The sequence below is a fragment of the Gallaecimonas zhanjiangensis genome (genome assembly GCF_057624825.1).
In genome coordinates, this window is the sequence record NZ_CM172603.1 from 4,246,786 (window position 1) to 4,262,448 (window position 15,663).

Sequence of the window (15,663 nt, forward strand, 5' to 3'; positions counted from 1 at the left end):
CCACCTTAAAAAGTCGATTTTCGATCAGCTGTCGCCCAGCTCTGCGCCTTTTTCCAGCGCTTCAACACGGGCTTCCAGAGCATCGAGTTTTTCCCGGGTTTTCAGCAGCACCCGGCTTTGTACGTCAAATTCGTCACGGCTGACCAAGTCCAGCTTCATCAACTGGGCTTGCAGTACCTGCTTCACACGGCTTTCCACTTCACCACTGAAGGCCTTGACCCCAGGCGGCAGCGCCTCGGTGATCTGCTTAGCCAGCTCTTCGAGTTTCTGGGTGTTAATCATGATGCTCTCCTTTTCGCCAGCAACGGCATGGGGCAGTTTACCTCAAGTTTCCTTACCGCTTCTTGAAATCACGGCCCGGCTTGTTACAGGGTGATAGCTGCCCAACAGGCATCGCGCACCACCTCAATTTCAGCTTGTGTCAGGGTCAGCTTCCCTGCCAGCTGTTTGAAGGCCAAGTCGGCACAGACTTCAAAGGTAAGGGTGGCAAAAATCTCGTCGTGCATCTCTTTGAACACCCCTTGTTCCCGGCCTTCCTGCCAGTAAGCACTGATGGGGGCAAAAACCTGCTCTTCAAGGTCTTGCATCTGCTGGCGGTCGGCTTCCAGCGGCAGGCGCTCAAACTGGTACTTGCTGACCAGCACGTCGGGCATGTCCAAAAACAGCTGCCAGGAACAATGCCACAGGTAGTCAAAACGCTCACGCAGGCTGGCAGCGGTGTTGTAGCCCCGAAACAGCTCGGCGGCCACATCGTGGATTATCTGCCCATGCAGGGCTTTGATCATGCAGGTCTTGGAATCGAAATAACGATAGATGGTCCCAGCCGCCACCCCAGCTTCCTTGGCTACCAACTGCATGGATAATCCGTGAAAGCCATACGAGGCCAACAAGCGCCCGGTGGCATCGAGGATTAATTGCCGTTTGTCGGCCGGTTTGCTGTGTTCGGTCATGGTCGGATGAGTGAATGAACGTTCATGCATTCTACCAGAGGTGATACACAAGGCCAGCGCTGCATAAGGTACAATGCCAGGCTCTGTGTGATCCCGGGCCCGCCAATGAAACTCAACCCTAGCCAAGACGAAGCCGTCAAATATATCTCCGGCCCCCTGCTGGTGCTGGCCGGGGCCGGTTCGGGCAAGACCCGGGTGATCACCAACAAGATTGCCTATCTGGTGCAGCAATGCGGTTGGCAGGCCAAACACATTGCCGCCGTTACCTTTACCAACAAAGCCGCCAGGGAAATGAAAGAGCGGGTCGCCCAGACCCTGGGCAAGGCTGAGGCCCGCGGCCTGACTGTATCCACCTTCCACACCCTGGGGCTGACCATCCTGAAAAGGGACGGCCACCACCTGGGCTTGCGGGCCGGTTTTACCCTCTTTGACGAAGCGGACATGAGCCAGGCCCTCAAGGAAATCGGCGCCAAGGCGCTGCAGGACGACAAAGATCTGCTTAACCAACTGATGTGGCGCATCGGCCAGTGGAAGAACGACCTGATACTGCCGGACCGGGCCAAGGTGCAGGCGGTGGACGGCAAGGAAGCGGCCTTTGCCGAAATTTACGACCGCTACACCCAGTACATGCGGGCCGTAAACGCCCTGGATTTTGACGATCTCATTCTGCTGCCCACCCTGCTGCTGGCCGGCAACGAAGCGGTGCGCGAACGCTGGCAAGACCGCCTCCGCTACCTGCTGGTGGACGAATACCAAGACACCAACACCAGCCAGTACGAGCTGGTCAAATTGCTGGTGGGCGAGCGGGCCCGCTTTACCGTGGTGGGGGATGACGACCAGTCCATCTACTCCTGGCGTGGCGCCCGGCCGGAAAACCTGGTGCGCCTTAAAGACGATTTTCCCGGCCTGAAACTGGTCAAGTTGGAGCAAAACTACCGCTCCAGCGCCACCATCTTGCGCAGCGCCAACATCCTTATCGCCAACAACCCCCACGTCTACGAGAAGGAGTTGTTCTCGGAGCTGGGCCAGGGCGAAAGGCTCAAGGTGATGATGGCCAACAACGAAGATCACGAAGCCGAGCGGGTGGTGGCGGAGATCCTCTCCCACAAGTTTTTGAACAAGACCCACTACAAAGACTACGCCGTGCTATATCGCGGCAACCACCAGTCCAGGCTCCTGGAAAAGGCGCTGATGCAAAACCGCATCCCCTACCGCATCTCCGGTGGCACCAGCTTTTTCTCGCGGGCCGAGGTCAAGGACATCATGGCCTACCTGCGCCTGTTGGTGAACCCGGACGACGACACCTCGTTGCTGCGCATCATCAACGTGCCGCGCCGCGAAATTGGCCCTGTGACCCTGGAAAAGCTCGGCCATTACGCCAGCCTGCGAAAAACCAGCCTCTTTGCCGCCAGCTTTGACCTGGGCGTTGAACAGCATCTGACCGGCCGCGCCTTGGAAGCGGTGCAGGGCTTTACCCGCTGGCTGACCGATCTGCAAGAAGAAGCCAAAAGAGGCGAGCCGGTCGAAGCAGTCAGGGAGCTCATTCGCGGCAGCCACTACGAAGACTGGCTCTATGAAAGCTCGCCTTCGGCCAAGGCCGCCGAGATGCGCATGAAAAACGTCTCCACCCTGTTTGGCTGGATTAGCGGCATGCTCAAGGGCGACGACCTGGACGAACCCATGAGCCTGCAAGACGTCGTCACCCGCCTGACCCTTCGCGACATGATGGAACGCCAGAGCGAAGAGGGCGAAGCCGACCAGGTGCAGCTGATGACCCTGCACGCTTCCAAAGGCCTGGAATTCCCCTACGTCTATCTGATTGGCATGGAAGAAGGGCTGCTGCCGCACCAGAGCAGCATCGACGAGGACAACATCGAAGAGGAGCGTCGCTTGGCTTACGTGGGCATCACCCGCGCCCAGCGCGAGCTGACCTTTATGTTGTGCCGCGAACGCCGCCAGTTTGGCGAAAGCATTCGCCCCCAGCCGTCACGCTTTCTCGACGAGCTGCCTCAGGACGACTTGGTGTGGGAGCACCGCCAACCACCACCGACACCGGAAGAACGCCAAGCCAAGGGCAAAGCCAATATCGCCAACCTGCGGTCCATGTTTAACAAGGAATAAGCGGAATAATGAAAAGGCTCAGGCGCAGAGCATCAGCTCGGCCTGGGCGGTGGCCAAAGGCTGGCAGAGGTATTCGCCCTGACCGTAAGCGCAGCCCATGCTTTGCACGGCTTGTAGCTGGCCTTCTTCTTCGATGCCGTGGGCAATCAGCGGCACTTTAAGGTAACGGGACACGGCAATCACCGACTGCAACAGGCTCTGGCCTCGCTCATGCTCGGTGACTTGGCGCAGGAAATGCGGGCTCATCTTCAGCGCCTGGAAATGGTGCTGCATCAGCACCGACAAGGTAGCCGAACCGGCGCCGAAGTGGTCCAGAATCAAACCCACCCCCACTTCCTTGAGGGCGTTGAGCGCCTCATCCAGGCCCGGCGACGGCTGGATAAGCACATTCTCGCGGATCTCCACCATCAGCTGGCCAGGGGCCAATTCATGCTCTCTGACCTGCTCTACCAGATGCTTCATAAAAGCGCTGCTTTGCAGGCTGCGGGCCGACAGGTTGACCGACACAAATAACGGCTGATCGGTCAGCTGATGGCCCCAGATGCTGAGCTGCCGGCAGGCCTGGCTCACCATCAGGGTGTCGATATCAACGATGATGCCGGTCTCTTCTGCCGCTTCCAAAAACAATTCAGGCGTTAGCTCGCCGCCGCCAGTGCGGGGCCAGCGGGCCAGCAATTCAAAGCCGTGCAGCTTGCGCCCCGGCAGGCTGAAAATGGGTTGAAAGGCCGGGAAGATCTGCCCGGACTCCACCGCCAGGCGCAGCGCATTTTGCAGGCTGAAGCGGCTGACCAGATTCTCACGCATGGTGTCATCGAAGAACACCATCTGTCCCCGGCCACGGGATTTGGCCTGGTACATGGCGGTATCGGCGTCGCGCAGTACGTCAGACGCTTCCTTGTAGCGGCGCGACAGGTGCGCCACCCCCAAAGAGCATCCCGAGAATACCTGCTGCTCTTGGATCTCAAAGGGCTGGTGCAGGGCATTGATGATGCGCTGGCCTACCAGGGCCACGTCTTCATCGTGCTGCACGCAATCGAACAGAATCACGAACTCGTCGCCACCGAGGCGCGCCACCATGTCGGTCTCGCGGATGCAGGCCTGCAGGCGCTGGGCTACTTGCTTGAGCAGCTGATCGCCAGCCAGGTGCCCCATGGAATCGTTGATGATCTTAAAGCGGTCCAAATCGATAAAGGCCACCACGTAACGGCGATTGGGGTAGCGGCTTAAGGACTTGAGCACCCGGTTGAGCTGGGTGGTAAAGAAGGCGCGATTGGCAAGGCCGGTGAGGGCGTCGTGCATGGCGTCGAAGCGGTGGCGCTCGGCCAGGGCCGCCTTTTCCTGCATTTGCCGGCGCAGGGCGCCGTTGGCCACTTCCAGCTCGCGGGTCCGCTCGGTGACCTTGGCTTCCAGCTCACGTTTGGCCGCTTCCAGCATTTCCCGGTGCCGGCGCCTTGACAAGGCCTCGGATACCGAGCGCGATACGAAGGAAATCAGCTCCAAGTCTTCGCGCCGGTAACGGTTGGACTCGTCGTAGCTTTGCACCACCAGGGCGCCGACCACCTGGCCATCTACCACCAGCGGCCCGCCCAGCCAATGGAAGGCCTCGGTGCCTTCGGAATCGAGAATGCCCTTTTGGATAAGCTCGTCGCGGACCTTGCGGGTCACCAGCACCGCCTGGCCGTTACGCATCAGGTACTCGGTCAAGCCCTTGCCCGGTTTGCGGGCCTTGGCCTGTAGCTGGTTCTGGTCGACAAAATAGGGGAAGGTCAGCAGCTGCTTGCGATCCAGCAGAGCGATGTAGAAGTTGCGGGCGTCGATAAGCCGGGACACCTGGTCGTGCACCTGCTCATAAAAATCCTGGGGGTCACCGTCACTGTGGGCAAGCTCGGACAGATGCAGCATCACCGACTGGAAGGTCTCGGCCCTTTTACGCTCCTGCACTTCCCGGCGCAGCAGTTGGTTGCTTTCATGCAGGGCCTGGGTGCGCTCCATAATTTGCTGCTCTAAAAGCTCACGGTGGCGGATCCGCTCAAGGGTGTTAACCACCTGGCGGGCCACGAAGGTCAGCAGCTGTTTGTCGTCTTCGTTGTAGCGGGTGCTGGCGTCGTAGCTTTGCACCACCATGGCGCCGATGATTTTATGGTCGAGCTTGAGGGGGATACCCAGCCAATCGAGAGAATCTGGGCCGATATGGGCAATTTCGCCTTTCTCCGCTAGTTGCTTGAAGCCGTCTCCCGACAGCAGCAGAGCATCGCCACTTCGCAGCAGGTAGCCGGTCAACCCACGGTGCAGATCCTGGGAGCTGACCGAACCTGGGGTCATGTCTGGATCGGCCAAATCCACCATGTATACCAGTTCAATGGTGTCGTCGAATTCGTGGTAGAGGGCAACGTAGAAGTTTTCAGCAGGCAGCAGATTGCCAATGATGCGGTGCACCATGGGAAAGAAAGAGGCGAGATCGTTCGCTTCGCTAGACAGCTCAGCGATGTCGAACAGGGCGTCCAATAAAACATCTTTGGCGCCCATGAGCGGCTTTTGATCGTCCATGAGGCTCAAATTCTGCTGGGTGGCCGAAAATTAGGCGGTCAGACTTTTTAGCATGGAAATTAGGCAGACCACAATAATTAATTAACGAAAAAGCTAAATCTGATAAAGCAATTGATAACTTTTATTTTGCGGCCATGAACTCAATGGCGGCGCGCAGTTCCGCCTCGCTGCAATCGGGGCAGGCGCCCTTTGGTGGCATGGCATTAAAGCCGTTGAGAGCATGCTGCACCAGGGTGTCCATGCCCTTGGCCAGACGGGGCTGCCAGTCTTCGGTGTGGGGTTTGGGCGCATTGAGCATGCCGGTAGCGTGGCAGGCAAAGCAGGCCTTCTGATAAACAACCTCGCCGCTGCGTTCGCCACCAGTCTGTGCCGTAGCTGGCTGGTCTCCCTCTACATAAAGCTGGCCAACCGGTTGGATGCGCGCTTCGATGGCCTGGCGCTGGGCTTCACTGAGGCTATCAGCCCCCTGTGCCAGCCCGGTCCAGGCCAATAACAACCAGGAAGCACCCCATTTTGCGATCATTTTCAGGCTCATTTGACCCCCACGCCGTCTTTTAATTGACCTTCCTGGCCATAAAGTAGCCGAACAGCCGCTTTTAGGCACTTTTTTCCTGACTTACCGTAGACGACCCCATAGCAGCTCAGTATTATATGCGCTCGCCGGTCGGGCGCCCGTAGCTCAGCTGGATAGAGCGCTGCCCTCCGGAGGCAGAGGTCAGAGGTTCGAATCCTCTCGGGCGCGCCATCCCGATATATGTGCGTAAAGAATTTATGGTGGGCGTAGCTCAGTTGGTAGAGCCCCGGATTGTGATTCCGGTTGTCGTGGGTTCAAGTCCCATCGTCCACCCCATATTTCGGTGCTTAGCGCAGTTTGGTAGCGCATCTGGTTTGGGACCAGAGGGTCGGGGGTTCGAATCCCTCAGCACCGACCAAAAATAAGAAAGCTCGCATCATGCGGGCTTTTTTATTGCCCAAAATCGGCCGTTCTGGTTAGCTAATAAGCAATGTTCACCGTCGGTACCGAAGATGAAACGGATTTTCACCCTCGCGCTCCTGGCCACGCTGGCCCAAGGTTGCACCACAGTACACCTCAGGGCTCAGGGCCCCAGCCTGATGTCGAGCCAGATAGCCACCTACCGGTTATCTGCCATCAACAACATGAGCAAGCAGGATCTCGGCAGCGTGATCAGCAATGACTGCATCAACGACCAACCAGACAACCGGCCTTATCTTGTGCACAGTGCCAGTGGCGCCATCGAGAAGCTCAAGGTCCAGGCCTACCGCAAGGGCGCCAATGTGATCACCCCGCCATCCTGCCAAAGCCGCTTTCACACCGCCAGCTGCCAGCAGGAAGTGAACTGCACCGCCCAGGCCTGGCATGTAGACCAAATAGACGGCCCGCACCCGGTCAAAGACGCCCCCAACATTGTGGATGCCTTTATCACTCAACCTGTCGCGAAGCGCTTTCACCTGCCGCAAAGCGCCTTTGGCAAGCAGCAGTAAAAAACAGCCAAAGAAAAAGGGGCCTTGGGCCCCTTTTTTTAATCTTTCTTCTGGGTCAGGTAATCAACCAACTGGAACAGCTCTTCTTTAGAAGAAACCGAGCCCATGTTGACCTTGTATTTACCATTCACCACCACAGTGGGTACGCCGGTAATGTCGGCGCTCTGGGTGTTGCGCTCCATCTGGGCCAGGCGGCCGTTAACAGAGAAGGAGTTCACGGCGGAGTCAAAGTCCTCACCAGGAACGCCGGCAGCCACAAAAACCTTGCGGATGTCGTCGCGGCCGGTCAGGCGCACATGTTGCTCGTGGATCATGGAGAACATTTTGGGCGCCACTTTATCTTCCACGCCCAGCAGTTCCATCACCGCGTAGGAGCGGGACAGCTCCACACCGAGGTCGCGGCCCAGAAAGTCCACGTGGTTACGGGTGAACTTCACATCTTTGGGCAGCTGCGCGGCCAGTTCGTGCACGATGGGCTCGAAGCGATAGCAGTGGGGGCACAGGAAAGAAAAGTATTCGGTCACTTCAGGTTGGGCAGTAGGAGCTGCCATTTTAATGACGTCGTAGTTTTCCCCTTCCTTGAAATCCTTGGCAAATGCAAAGGGAACAAGGCAAAGGGCAACCAGGCCCAACAACAGATTTTTCATAGTTATCCTCGGGAATGGCATTTTTCAGCGCTAGCCTAACACAAAATACATCACCGCTATGGCAGCGGCGATGAACGGAAAGTTTCATTCATTTTTTGCGGCCAGATACTCAATCAGGGCCTGAAGTTGGGCCGGTTGCGGCACCGCCGCCCTGTTGATGCGGTATTTACCGTTAACGATGAGATCCGGCACCGCCGTCGGTTGCAGGGCCTCGACCCGCTGGCGCATCTGGTTGAGGCGGCTTTCTACCTGGAAGGAGCGGGAGGCGTTGTCAAAGTCGCTGCCGCTGACCCCGGCAGCCACAAAGGCGGCCCGTACGTCACGCAAATCACGGTAGCGCACATTGAAACGGTGCACGCTGTCGAAGATCTTCGGCGACACCTTGGCCTCGACGCCAAGGGTCTCCATGATGGCCCAGGCCCTGGCCATCAGTTTGCCAGTGCTGCCCCCTAGGGCCTCGATGTGTACCTTTTCAAAGGCAATATTGGCCGGCAGCTTGCTGCGCACGCTGTCCAATGTGCCTTCAAGGGCGTAGCAATGGGGGCAAAGGAAGGAGAAAAACTCCAGCAGCTCCGGCCGCTCGGTGCCAGCGGCACCTTTTATTACCTGGTAGTCCTTACCGGCCTGAAAATCTGCCGCAAAGAGCGGCAGGGCAAGCAACAGAAAGAGCGCAAAAAGTCCTTTTTTCATCAGCTTGGGTCAGTTGCATGGCAGGTTTTTAAACTGGCACAGCTTCACATGCCGGTCAATAAACGCAGCGGCGGTTCGTTAAGTGCCGCCAGGCTTTCCTTGAAATTGAGAATTTGGTTTTCCCAGTGCCGCGGCTCGGCAAACCAGGGGAAGGCCAAGGGAAAGGCCGGGTCGCCCCAGCGCTGGGCCAGCCAGCCCAGATGCTGCACCTGGCGCAAGGCCTGCAAGGGCGCCACCAACCGCAGTTGCCGCCCCTCAAAATCCATAAACTGCTCGTAGGCCTCCACCAACACCGCCAACTGGCTCTCCTGCTCGTGGCGGCTGCCGCAAAGCAGCATCCACAAATCCTGCATGGCAGGGCCCTGGCGGGCGTCGTCCAGGTCCAGCACGAAGAGCCCCTGGCTGCCTTCAAGGAAGTTACCGGCGTGGCAATCGCCGTGCAGGCGAAGCGATGGCACCTGCACCTGGGCAAAGGCCTCCAGGGTGGCATCCACCAGGGGCGCAAGAATGGCGTCGATGGGCCTTTGTAGGTAATCGGGAATGTGCTGGCAGCCCTTGATGGCGGCAACGGCATTGGCCAGCAGCGCCGCCGGGTCGAGCCGCTCGCGGTGGCTAAAAGGGGTCTTGGCGCCTACCTGATGCAGCCGGCCCAGGTATTGGCCCAGGGTGTCGAGGGTGTCGAGGTCGGCAATTTCCACCGGCCGGCCGCCCACCGAAGGGTAAAGCGCCAGGCGATAGCCCTGGCAGTGGTGCAGGGTATTGCCGTGCAGGCGCTCCGGGGCCACCACCGGCACCTCGGCCTGGGCCAGCTCCTCGGCAAAATCGTGCTCTTCTTGGATTTGCGCGTCGCTCCAGCGGGCCGGGCGATAGAACTTCACCACCCAGCGTTTGCGGTCGTCGTCGAGGAACTGGTAGACGCGGTTTTCAAAGGAGTTGAGCGCCAGCAGGCCGGAGCTAACCCCAATATCCAGCTCCTCGATGGCGTCGAGGATGGTATCCGGGGTGAGGTCGGAAAAATCGAAATGCGACATGAAAGCCCCTGTGGCCAAAGCGTTGCGCCATTATCCACAGCCAGGCCCGGCAACACGAGCCGCGTTCAGGACTTTTGCAACAGCGCCCGGTCTTTACCGACCTTGAGCATGGCCAGGATTTGCTGCTGGGAGGCCTCAAGGATACGGCGGCGCTCTTCGTCGTCGGCAATGACCTTGGCCATGGTCACGGCGCCCACCAGAGACGCCAAAATGGCCCTGGCCTTGTCACGAATGAGCGCCGGGCCGTCCTGCACCTTGTGCAGCCGGTTGAGGGCGATGATGCGCCGCTCCAGCATGGTGCGAAGGTGCTCGTAGGAGCTTTGGAACAACTGGCGGATACGGTCGTTGTCGTTGCCGATTTCGTTGAACAGCACCGCCTCGGGGCCGGGCCCGACATTCCCGCTCTGGCGCAGCCCCCAGTAGTTGGCGGCCAGGGCGATAAGCTTTTTCACCGGCAGCGGCGTTTTTACCAGCCGGGAGCGGCCGCTGTCTTTGAGGGTTTCAACAAAAGAGGCCGAGTACAGCGCTTCTTTGGAGTCGAAATGGGCATAGAAGGCGCCGTGGGTCATGCGCGCTTCTTTCATGATCTGGCTGATGGAGACCTTTTCAAAACCATGGCGGCTGAACAGCTCGGTGGCGGCCGCAATGATCCTGGCCCTGGACCTGGCTTTCTGGTCCTTTGGGTGAGACATGGCGACGCTCCTTACTTAACCGGAATGAATATTACCTTGATCATATAGTGCCGAACGCTAGGGTTTGGGCCAGAAAACCTCTTCGGCTCTGGAGTCCCTGATGAACTCACCTATCGTTATTACCGGCATGGGCATGGTCAGCCCTCTTGGCTGCGGCGTCAAGGCAGTATGGCAGCGCCTGACCGCTGGTCAGTCCGGCCTCGGCTTTATAGACCGCTTCGACACCAGCGACTTCCCCATCAAAATTGCAGGCTTGGTGCCCACCATCGACCAAGACGCCGACGCCGGTTTTGATGTAGACGCCATCATCGAGCCCAAAGAGCGCAAGAAGCTCGACCCCTTCACCGTCTACGCCCTGGCCGCCGCCAAAGAAGCGCTGGAGCAAGCCGGCTGGGCGCCTCAAAGCGTTGAAGACCAAGAAGCCACCGCCACCATTATCGGTACCGGCATCGGCGGCTTTACCACCATCACCAGTGCCCAGCAGACCCTCGACAGTCGCGGCTACAAGCGCCTGTCCCCCTTTACCGTGCCGGCCTTCCTGGCCAACCTGGCCGCCGGCAACCTGTCCATCAAATACGGCTTTAAAGGCCCCATGGGCTGCCCGGTGACCGCCTGCGCCGCAGGGGTTCAGGCAATTGGCGACGGTATGCGCCTTATCCGCAGCGGCGAAGCCAAAGTCGCCCTGGTGGGCGGCACCGAGTCTTGTGTTGACCCGCTGTCCCTGGCGAGCTTTAACGCCCTTAAGGCCCTTTGCACCCAAACAGACGACCCGGCCAGCGCCTCGCGCCCCTTTGATGCCGCCCGCAGCGGCTTTGTAATGGGCGAAGGGGCAGGGTTGCTGGTGATTGAAACCCTCGACCACGCCCTGGCCCGGGGCGCCAAGCCGCTGGCGGTGCTGAGCGGCTATGGCACCAGCGCTGACGCTCACCACATTACCTCCGGCCCGGAAGACGGCGCCGGCGCGGCGGCAGCAGTACGCCGGGCACTGGCCATGGCCGGCCTTAAACCCCAGGACATCGGTTATATCAATGCCCACGCCACCTCCACGCCGGTGGGCGACAGGGCCGAGATAGCCAGCCTGCGCAATGTCTTTGGCGCCGGCCTGCCCGCCATCCCGGTCTCGTCTACCAAGTCCGCCACCGGCCACCTGCTGGGCGCCGCCGGCGGTGTGGAGAGCATCTTTACCGCCCTGGCGGTAATGAACGACACCCTGCCGCCCACCCTCAACCTCGATGAGGTGGACGACACCATGGCCGACCTCGACCTGCTGCCCAACCACAGCCGCCAGCAGGCCACCAGCCACGCCCTTTGCAACGGCTTTGGCTTTGGTGGCGTCAACGCCGCGCTAATAGTCAGCAAGCTCCCCGGCTAACCCCAGGCCCGCCACCCGGCGGGCTTTTTATTTGCAGCAGTTTGGCGTTTTTACACTAGGCTCAGAGAGTCACAATTAAGCAAACCCTGTTGCAATGCAGCCCACTCCGGCCAACCTTTCCTTCGAGCAACTGGCGTTGTTAGTCAACGCCTTGCCCGACCCGGTTTTCATCCTCACCCGTAGCGGCCGCTACGCCGGTATTTTTGGCGGCACCGATCTGCGTTATTACCACGACGGCAGCGCCCTGGTGGGTAAACAGCTGCACGAGGTGCTGGTGCAGGAAAAGGCCGACTGGTTTTGCCAGCAAATTGCCCAGGCCCTGGCCCAGCAACAATTGCATATCGTCGAATACGGCCTGGGCGGCCGCGATGTCAAAGGCCTAGAAGACGGCCCAGACGGCCGCATCTGGTTCGAGGGCCGGGTCCAGGCCCTGCCGTTTTTGGTTGCCGGTGAAGAGGCGGTGCTGTGGGTGGCCAGCAACATCACCGAGCGCCACGAGCTGGAAACGAGGCTGCGCCATTATTGCGATACCGACGAGCTGACCGGCCTCTATAACAGGCGGCGGCTGATGCAGGCCCTGAATGAACACTTCGCCGACTTTCAGCGCAGCGCCATTCCCTGCTCGCTGCTGCTGTTCGATATCGACCACTTCAAACACATCAACGACGACTACGGCCACCAGCAAGGCGACAAGGCCCTGCAACTGGCCGCTACCTTGTGCCGCCAGCAGCTCCGGCCGGCCGATATCTGCGCCCGCCTCGGCGGCGACGAATTTGTGGTGCTGATGGGCCACACCCCACCCGATTTGGCCATGGCGGTGGCAGAGCGGGTCCGTATCCAACTGGCCAAGGGGCTCAAAGCGCAGCTGAGCCTGGGCCAGGGCGGCTCCATCAGCGGCGGGCTGACAGCCTTTGGCAGCGGCGACAGTTGCAGTGAAACGGTGCTGAAAAGGGCGGACGACGCCCTCTACGAAGCCAAGCGCACCGGCCGCAACAGGATTGTCAGGGCCGATGCGCCTGAAAAGCGGCAGATCAGGTAAGGGCGGGTTCGGAGCTGAGGATGGTCAAAGCCAGTTGGATATGCTCGGCGGTCTCCCGGCCAAGCTCGGTGAGGTAACCCCCGTCGCGGGCACTTATCAGCCCTTTGTCAAAGAGCCGCTGGGTGGCGGCCACTAGCTGCGGCTCGGCGTCGTGGTGCACCTTGATGCCGGTTTGCACCGAGTTCAATGAGAAGCTGGAAAGAACGCGAATTTCTTCAATCAGTTGCTGCGAAATGGCCATGGCCGGTTACTCCTTTTTTGTTGTCCTCCATTCATAGCAGGCCAGGCGCCTTTTTGCCGTGATAAATCGCACTTCTCTGCGGCAGGTCAATTCAGGTAGGGTGAGGGCACATTGCCGCAAGATGCTGGTTTTTAGGGAGAAAGCTCATGTCCATTCGTATCGCCGCCCTGACAGCGGCCATGGCCCTGGCCCTTGGCGGCTGTGGCCCCAAAGAGGCCAGCACCTCGGCCCCTCAGCAAAGCCAGGCCAAAGCCCAGGTTGATGTTACCGCCCTTGCCGACCAGTACTTTGAAGACAACCTGCAGCTCAACCCCTGTATGGGGGTGTACCTGGGGGACTATCGCTTCAACGACCAGTACTGCCTGCAAACCCCGGCCCACTTCCAGGCCCAGCGGGCGCTGACTAAAAAATACCTGGATAAACTGGCGGCGGTGGACCCCAGCCACCTTTCTGGCGAGCAGCGCACCACCTTTGAGATGCTGAATTTCGACCTGAACCTGGCCAAAGACGGCGAGCGTTTCCCCAACGAACTGCTGCCCATTAACCAGTTCTATAACGACTTTGCCACCTTCGCCCAATTGGGCTCCGGCACCGGCGCCCAGCCCTTTGCCACCGTGGCCGACTACGACGCCTTCTTAAAGAAAATCGACGGTTTTGCACAAAATGCCGACCTTGAGATCGGCTACATGAAAGACGGCATGAGCAAAGGGGTGGTATTGCCCAAAGTGCTGGCTGAAAGGTTGCTACCGCAGCTGCAGGCCATGGTGGTGGCGAGCCCCGAAGACAGCCTGTTCTGGGAACCCATCAAGGCCCTGCCGGCCAGCTTCAGCGAGGCTGACAAAACCCGGCTGCAAGCGGCCTACCGCGCCGCCATCACCAACCAGGTGGTGCCCGCTTACCAGAAAATGCACGACTTTATCGCCGGCAGTTATCTGGCGGCTTGTCGTGACAGCGACGGCTGGGGCGGCCTGCCGGACGGCAAAGCCTGGTATGACTGGGAGATCCGCTCCCAGACCACGGTTACCGACATGAGCGCCGACCAAATCCACAATCTGGGCCTGCAACTGGTGGACGACATCCACGGCCAGATGCAAAAGGTGCAGCAAGAGCTGGGCATTCCGGGCGATCTGCATGCGCTCTTTACCCACATGCAAAACGACCCAAGCGAGTACTTCAAGACCCCTGAACAAGCCCTGCAGGCCTTTCGTGACCTCAAAACCAAGGTCGACGCCCAGCTGCCGCGCTTTTTCGACAAGATGCCCAAGCAAGATTACGAAGTGCGGGCCACCGAGGCCTTTCGCGCCGCCAACTCCGCCGCCGGTGAATACCAGCCCGGCACCCCAGACGGCAAACGCAAAGGCATCTTCTACGCCAATATCTACAACCTGAAAGTGCAGCCCATCTACGGCATCACCACCTTGTCGCTGCACGAAGCCTCACCGGGCCACCACTTCCAAATTGCGCTGCAGATGGAGCAGGGCACCCAGTCCCGCTATCGCCAGTTCAGCGGCTATAACGCCTACGTGGAAGGCTGGGCCCTCTACGCCGAGACCCTGGGCAAGGACATGGGCCTGTACCAAGACCCCAACCAGTATTACGGCCACCTCTCCGACGCCTTGCTGCGCGCCATGCGCCTGGTGGTAGACACCGGCCTGCACGCCAAGGGCTGGAGCCACGACAAGGCCATTGCCTACATGCGCGACAACTCCAGCATGAGCGATGCCGACATTCAAAGCGAAGTGGAGCGCTACATGGCGCTGCCGGGCCAGGCCCTGGGCTACATGCTGGGCCGCCGCGATATCGAAAAACTGCGTGACGAGGCCAAGGCCGCCCTCGGCGACAAGTTCGACATCCGCGCCTTCCACCATCAGGTGCTGGGTGTAGGTGCCGTGCCCCTGGCCGTGCTGGACGACCATATCCACCAGTGGATAGCGAGCCAGCAAAAAGCCTAACCCGCACAAACCGGCCGCTAGGCCGGTTTTTTTTATGCCGGGGAATAGTCTCGCCGCTGCCACGTCTTACCCTCGCATTCCCCAACGAAGCGGAGTAAGACCATGCTAAAAGCCGTCCTTGGTGCCTCTACCCTGGCCCTGACCTTATTCAGTGGTGCCAGCCAGGCACAAACCCAGCCCATCAAAGAAATTGTGCTGGTACACGGAGCCTTTGTTAACGGCGCCGGCTGGAAGCCGGTGTACGACATCCTGACCAAGGACGGCTACCAGGTCAGCATTGCCGAGCATCCCCTGACCAGCTTCAGCGCCGATGTTACGGCCGTTAAACGCACCATCGATGCCCTGCCTGGCCCGGTATTACTGGTGGGCCACAGCTATGGCGGCGCCATCATCACCGATGCCGGTAACGACCCCAAGGTCAAAGGATTGGTGTATATCGCCGCCCATGCCCTGGATAAGGGCGAGACCGAAAAGGCCAACGGCAAGCGCTTTCCCAATAGCGCCAAGCCACTGCGAAAATCTGCCGATGGCTACCTGACCATAGCCCCGGCCAATTACCCGGCCGACTTTGCTGCCGACCTGCCCACAGCCCAGGCCAACTTTGAAGCCGATGCCCAGGAATGGACCAACGCTTCGGTGTTCGCAGCAGTAGCGGGCGAGCCGGCCTGGCGCCACAAGCCCACCTGGTACGCCGTGGCCAAGATGGACAAAATCATTAACCCCGACCTAGAGCGCATGTACGCCAAGCGGGCCCATGCCCACACCATTGAAATCGCCGGCGCCAGCCACTCGGTGTATGAATCCCACCCACAGCAAGTGGCCGCCTTGATAGAAGAGGCCGCCCGCCAGGCCCTTAACGACAAGGCCATGGACTAAAA

At 59.6% G+C, this 15,663-nt stretch carries 15 protein-coding genes and 3 tRNA genes; 9 read left to right on the top strand and 9 right to left on the bottom strand.

Annotated elements, in window-relative coordinates; genetic code table 11:
- Positions 1-24: 24 nt before the first annotated feature.
- Together ubiK and AC22G1_RS20060 are read right to left on the bottom strand one after the other, a co-directional pair.
- On the bottom strand, positions 25-282 hold the full coding sequence (gene ubiK, locus AC22G1_RS20055; protein ID WP_487314927.1) for a ubiquinone biosynthesis accessory factor UbiK: 258 nt from the start codon (positions 280-282) through the stop codon (positions 25-27).
- A gap of 83 nt (positions 283-365) precedes the next feature.
- Positions 366-950 (bottom strand): TetR/AcrR family transcriptional regulator, encoded by a 585-nt coding sequence (locus AC22G1_RS20060; RefSeq protein WP_487314928.1) that lies wholly within the window; start codon positions 948-950, stop codon positions 366-368.
- A gap of 105 nt (positions 951-1,055) precedes the next feature.
- On the opposite strand from AC22G1_RS20060, the gene rep reads away from it, so the two are divergent.
- A complete protein-coding gene (gene rep / locus AC22G1_RS20065; protein WP_487314929.1) occupies positions 1,056-3,071 on the top strand; it encodes a DNA helicase Rep in 2,016 nt (671 codons plus the stop codon).
- 18 nt (positions 3,072-3,089) lie between these two features.
- On the opposite strand, the gene AC22G1_RS20070 is transcribed toward rep, so the two are convergent.
- Positions 3,090-5,618, bottom strand: coding sequence for an EAL domain-containing protein (locus AC22G1_RS20070; protein WP_487314930.1), 2,529 nt, complete (start codon positions 5,616-5,618; stop codon positions 3,090-3,092).
- 121 nt (positions 5,619-5,739) lie between these two features.
- Positions 5,740-6,141, bottom strand: coding sequence for a c-type cytochrome (locus AC22G1_RS20075; protein WP_487314931.1), 402 nt, complete (start codon positions 6,139-6,141; stop codon positions 5,740-5,742).
- A 145-nt stretch (positions 6,142-6,286) separates the two neighbouring features.
- Here AC22G1_RS20075 and AC22G1_RS20080 point away from each other — a divergent pair.
- From AC22G1_RS20080 to AC22G1_RS20095, 4 genes are all read left to right on the top strand, one after another.
- Positions 6,287-6,363: transfer RNA gene (locus tag AC22G1_RS20080), tRNA-Arg, on the top strand.
- A gap of 29 nt (positions 6,364-6,392) precedes the next feature.
- Positions 6,393-6,468: transfer RNA gene (locus tag AC22G1_RS20085), tRNA-His, on the top strand.
- Between the two features lie 5 nt (positions 6,469-6,473).
- A tRNA-Pro gene (locus tag AC22G1_RS20090) sits at positions 6,474-6,550 on the top strand.
- A 94-nt stretch (positions 6,551-6,644) separates the two neighbouring features.
- The gene (locus AC22G1_RS20095; protein WP_487314932.1) at positions 6,645-7,121 is read left to right on the top strand and encodes a hypothetical protein; all 477 of its coding nucleotides are present in this window, start codon (positions 6,645-6,647) and stop codon (positions 7,119-7,121) included.
- 38 nt (positions 7,122-7,159) lie between these two features.
- Here the strand turns inward: AC22G1_RS20095 and AC22G1_RS20100 are convergent, their stop codons facing one another.
- From AC22G1_RS20100 to AC22G1_RS20115, 4 genes are all read right to left on the bottom strand, one after another.
- Entirely contained in the window at positions 7,160-7,768 is a 609-nt protein-coding gene (locus AC22G1_RS20100) for a thiol:disulfide interchange protein DsbA/DsbL (protein WP_487314933.1), read from the bottom strand.
- An 84-nt stretch (positions 7,769-7,852) separates the two neighbouring features.
- A complete protein-coding gene (locus AC22G1_RS20105; RefSeq protein WP_487314934.1) occupies positions 7,853-8,458 on the bottom strand; it encodes a thiol:disulfide interchange protein DsbA/DsbL in 606 nt (201 codons plus the stop codon).
- Positions 8,459-8,502: 44 nt separating this feature from the next.
- On the bottom strand, positions 8,503-9,489 hold the full coding sequence (locus AC22G1_RS20110; RefSeq protein WP_487314935.1) for a serine/threonine protein kinase: 987 nt from the start codon (positions 9,487-9,489) through the stop codon (positions 8,503-8,505).
- Positions 9,490-9,554: 65 nt separating this feature from the next.
- Positions 9,555-10,181, bottom strand: a complete 627-nt coding sequence (locus tag AC22G1_RS20115) for a TetR/AcrR family transcriptional regulator (protein WP_050659692.1) — start codon at positions 10,179-10,181, stop codon at positions 9,555-9,557.
- 100 nt (positions 10,182-10,281) lie between these two features.
- Here AC22G1_RS20115 and fabF point away from each other — a divergent pair, with 100 nt between their 5' ends.
- Both fabF and AC22G1_RS20125 read left to right on the top strand, forming a co-directional pair.
- A complete protein-coding gene (gene fabF, locus AC22G1_RS20120; RefSeq protein WP_487314936.1) occupies positions 10,282-11,553 on the top strand; it encodes a beta-ketoacyl-ACP synthase II in 1,272 nt (423 codons plus the stop codon).
- A gap of 94 nt (positions 11,554-11,647) precedes the next feature.
- A complete protein-coding gene (locus AC22G1_RS20125; protein ID WP_487314937.1) occupies positions 11,648-12,592 on the top strand; it encodes a GGDEF domain-containing protein in 945 nt (314 codons plus the stop codon).
- Here the strand turns inward: AC22G1_RS20125 and AC22G1_RS20130 are convergent.
- The gene (locus AC22G1_RS20130) at positions 12,585-12,833 is read right to left on the bottom strand and encodes a TIGR02647 family protein (protein ID WP_123422588.1); all 249 of its coding nucleotides are present in this window, start codon (positions 12,831-12,833) and stop codon (positions 12,585-12,587) included. The two genes, AC22G1_RS20125 and AC22G1_RS20130, sit on opposite strands and share 8 nt — an antisense overlap.
- Before the next feature lie 146 nt (positions 12,834-12,979).
- Between AC22G1_RS20130 and AC22G1_RS20135 the strand changes: the two genes are divergently transcribed.
- Together AC22G1_RS20135 and AC22G1_RS20140 are read left to right on the top strand one after the other, a co-directional pair.
- On the top strand, positions 12,980-14,785 hold the full coding sequence (locus AC22G1_RS20135) for a DUF885 domain-containing protein (RefSeq protein ID WP_487314938.1): 1,806 nt from the start codon (positions 12,980-12,982) through the stop codon (positions 14,783-14,785).
- 102 nt (positions 14,786-14,887) lie between these two features.
- Complete coding sequence (locus AC22G1_RS20140) at positions 14,888-15,661, top strand: alpha/beta fold hydrolase (protein WP_487314939.1); 774 nt, start codon at positions 14,888-14,890, stop codon at positions 15,659-15,661.
- The last annotated feature ends 2 nt before the right edge of the window (positions 15,662-15,663 follow it).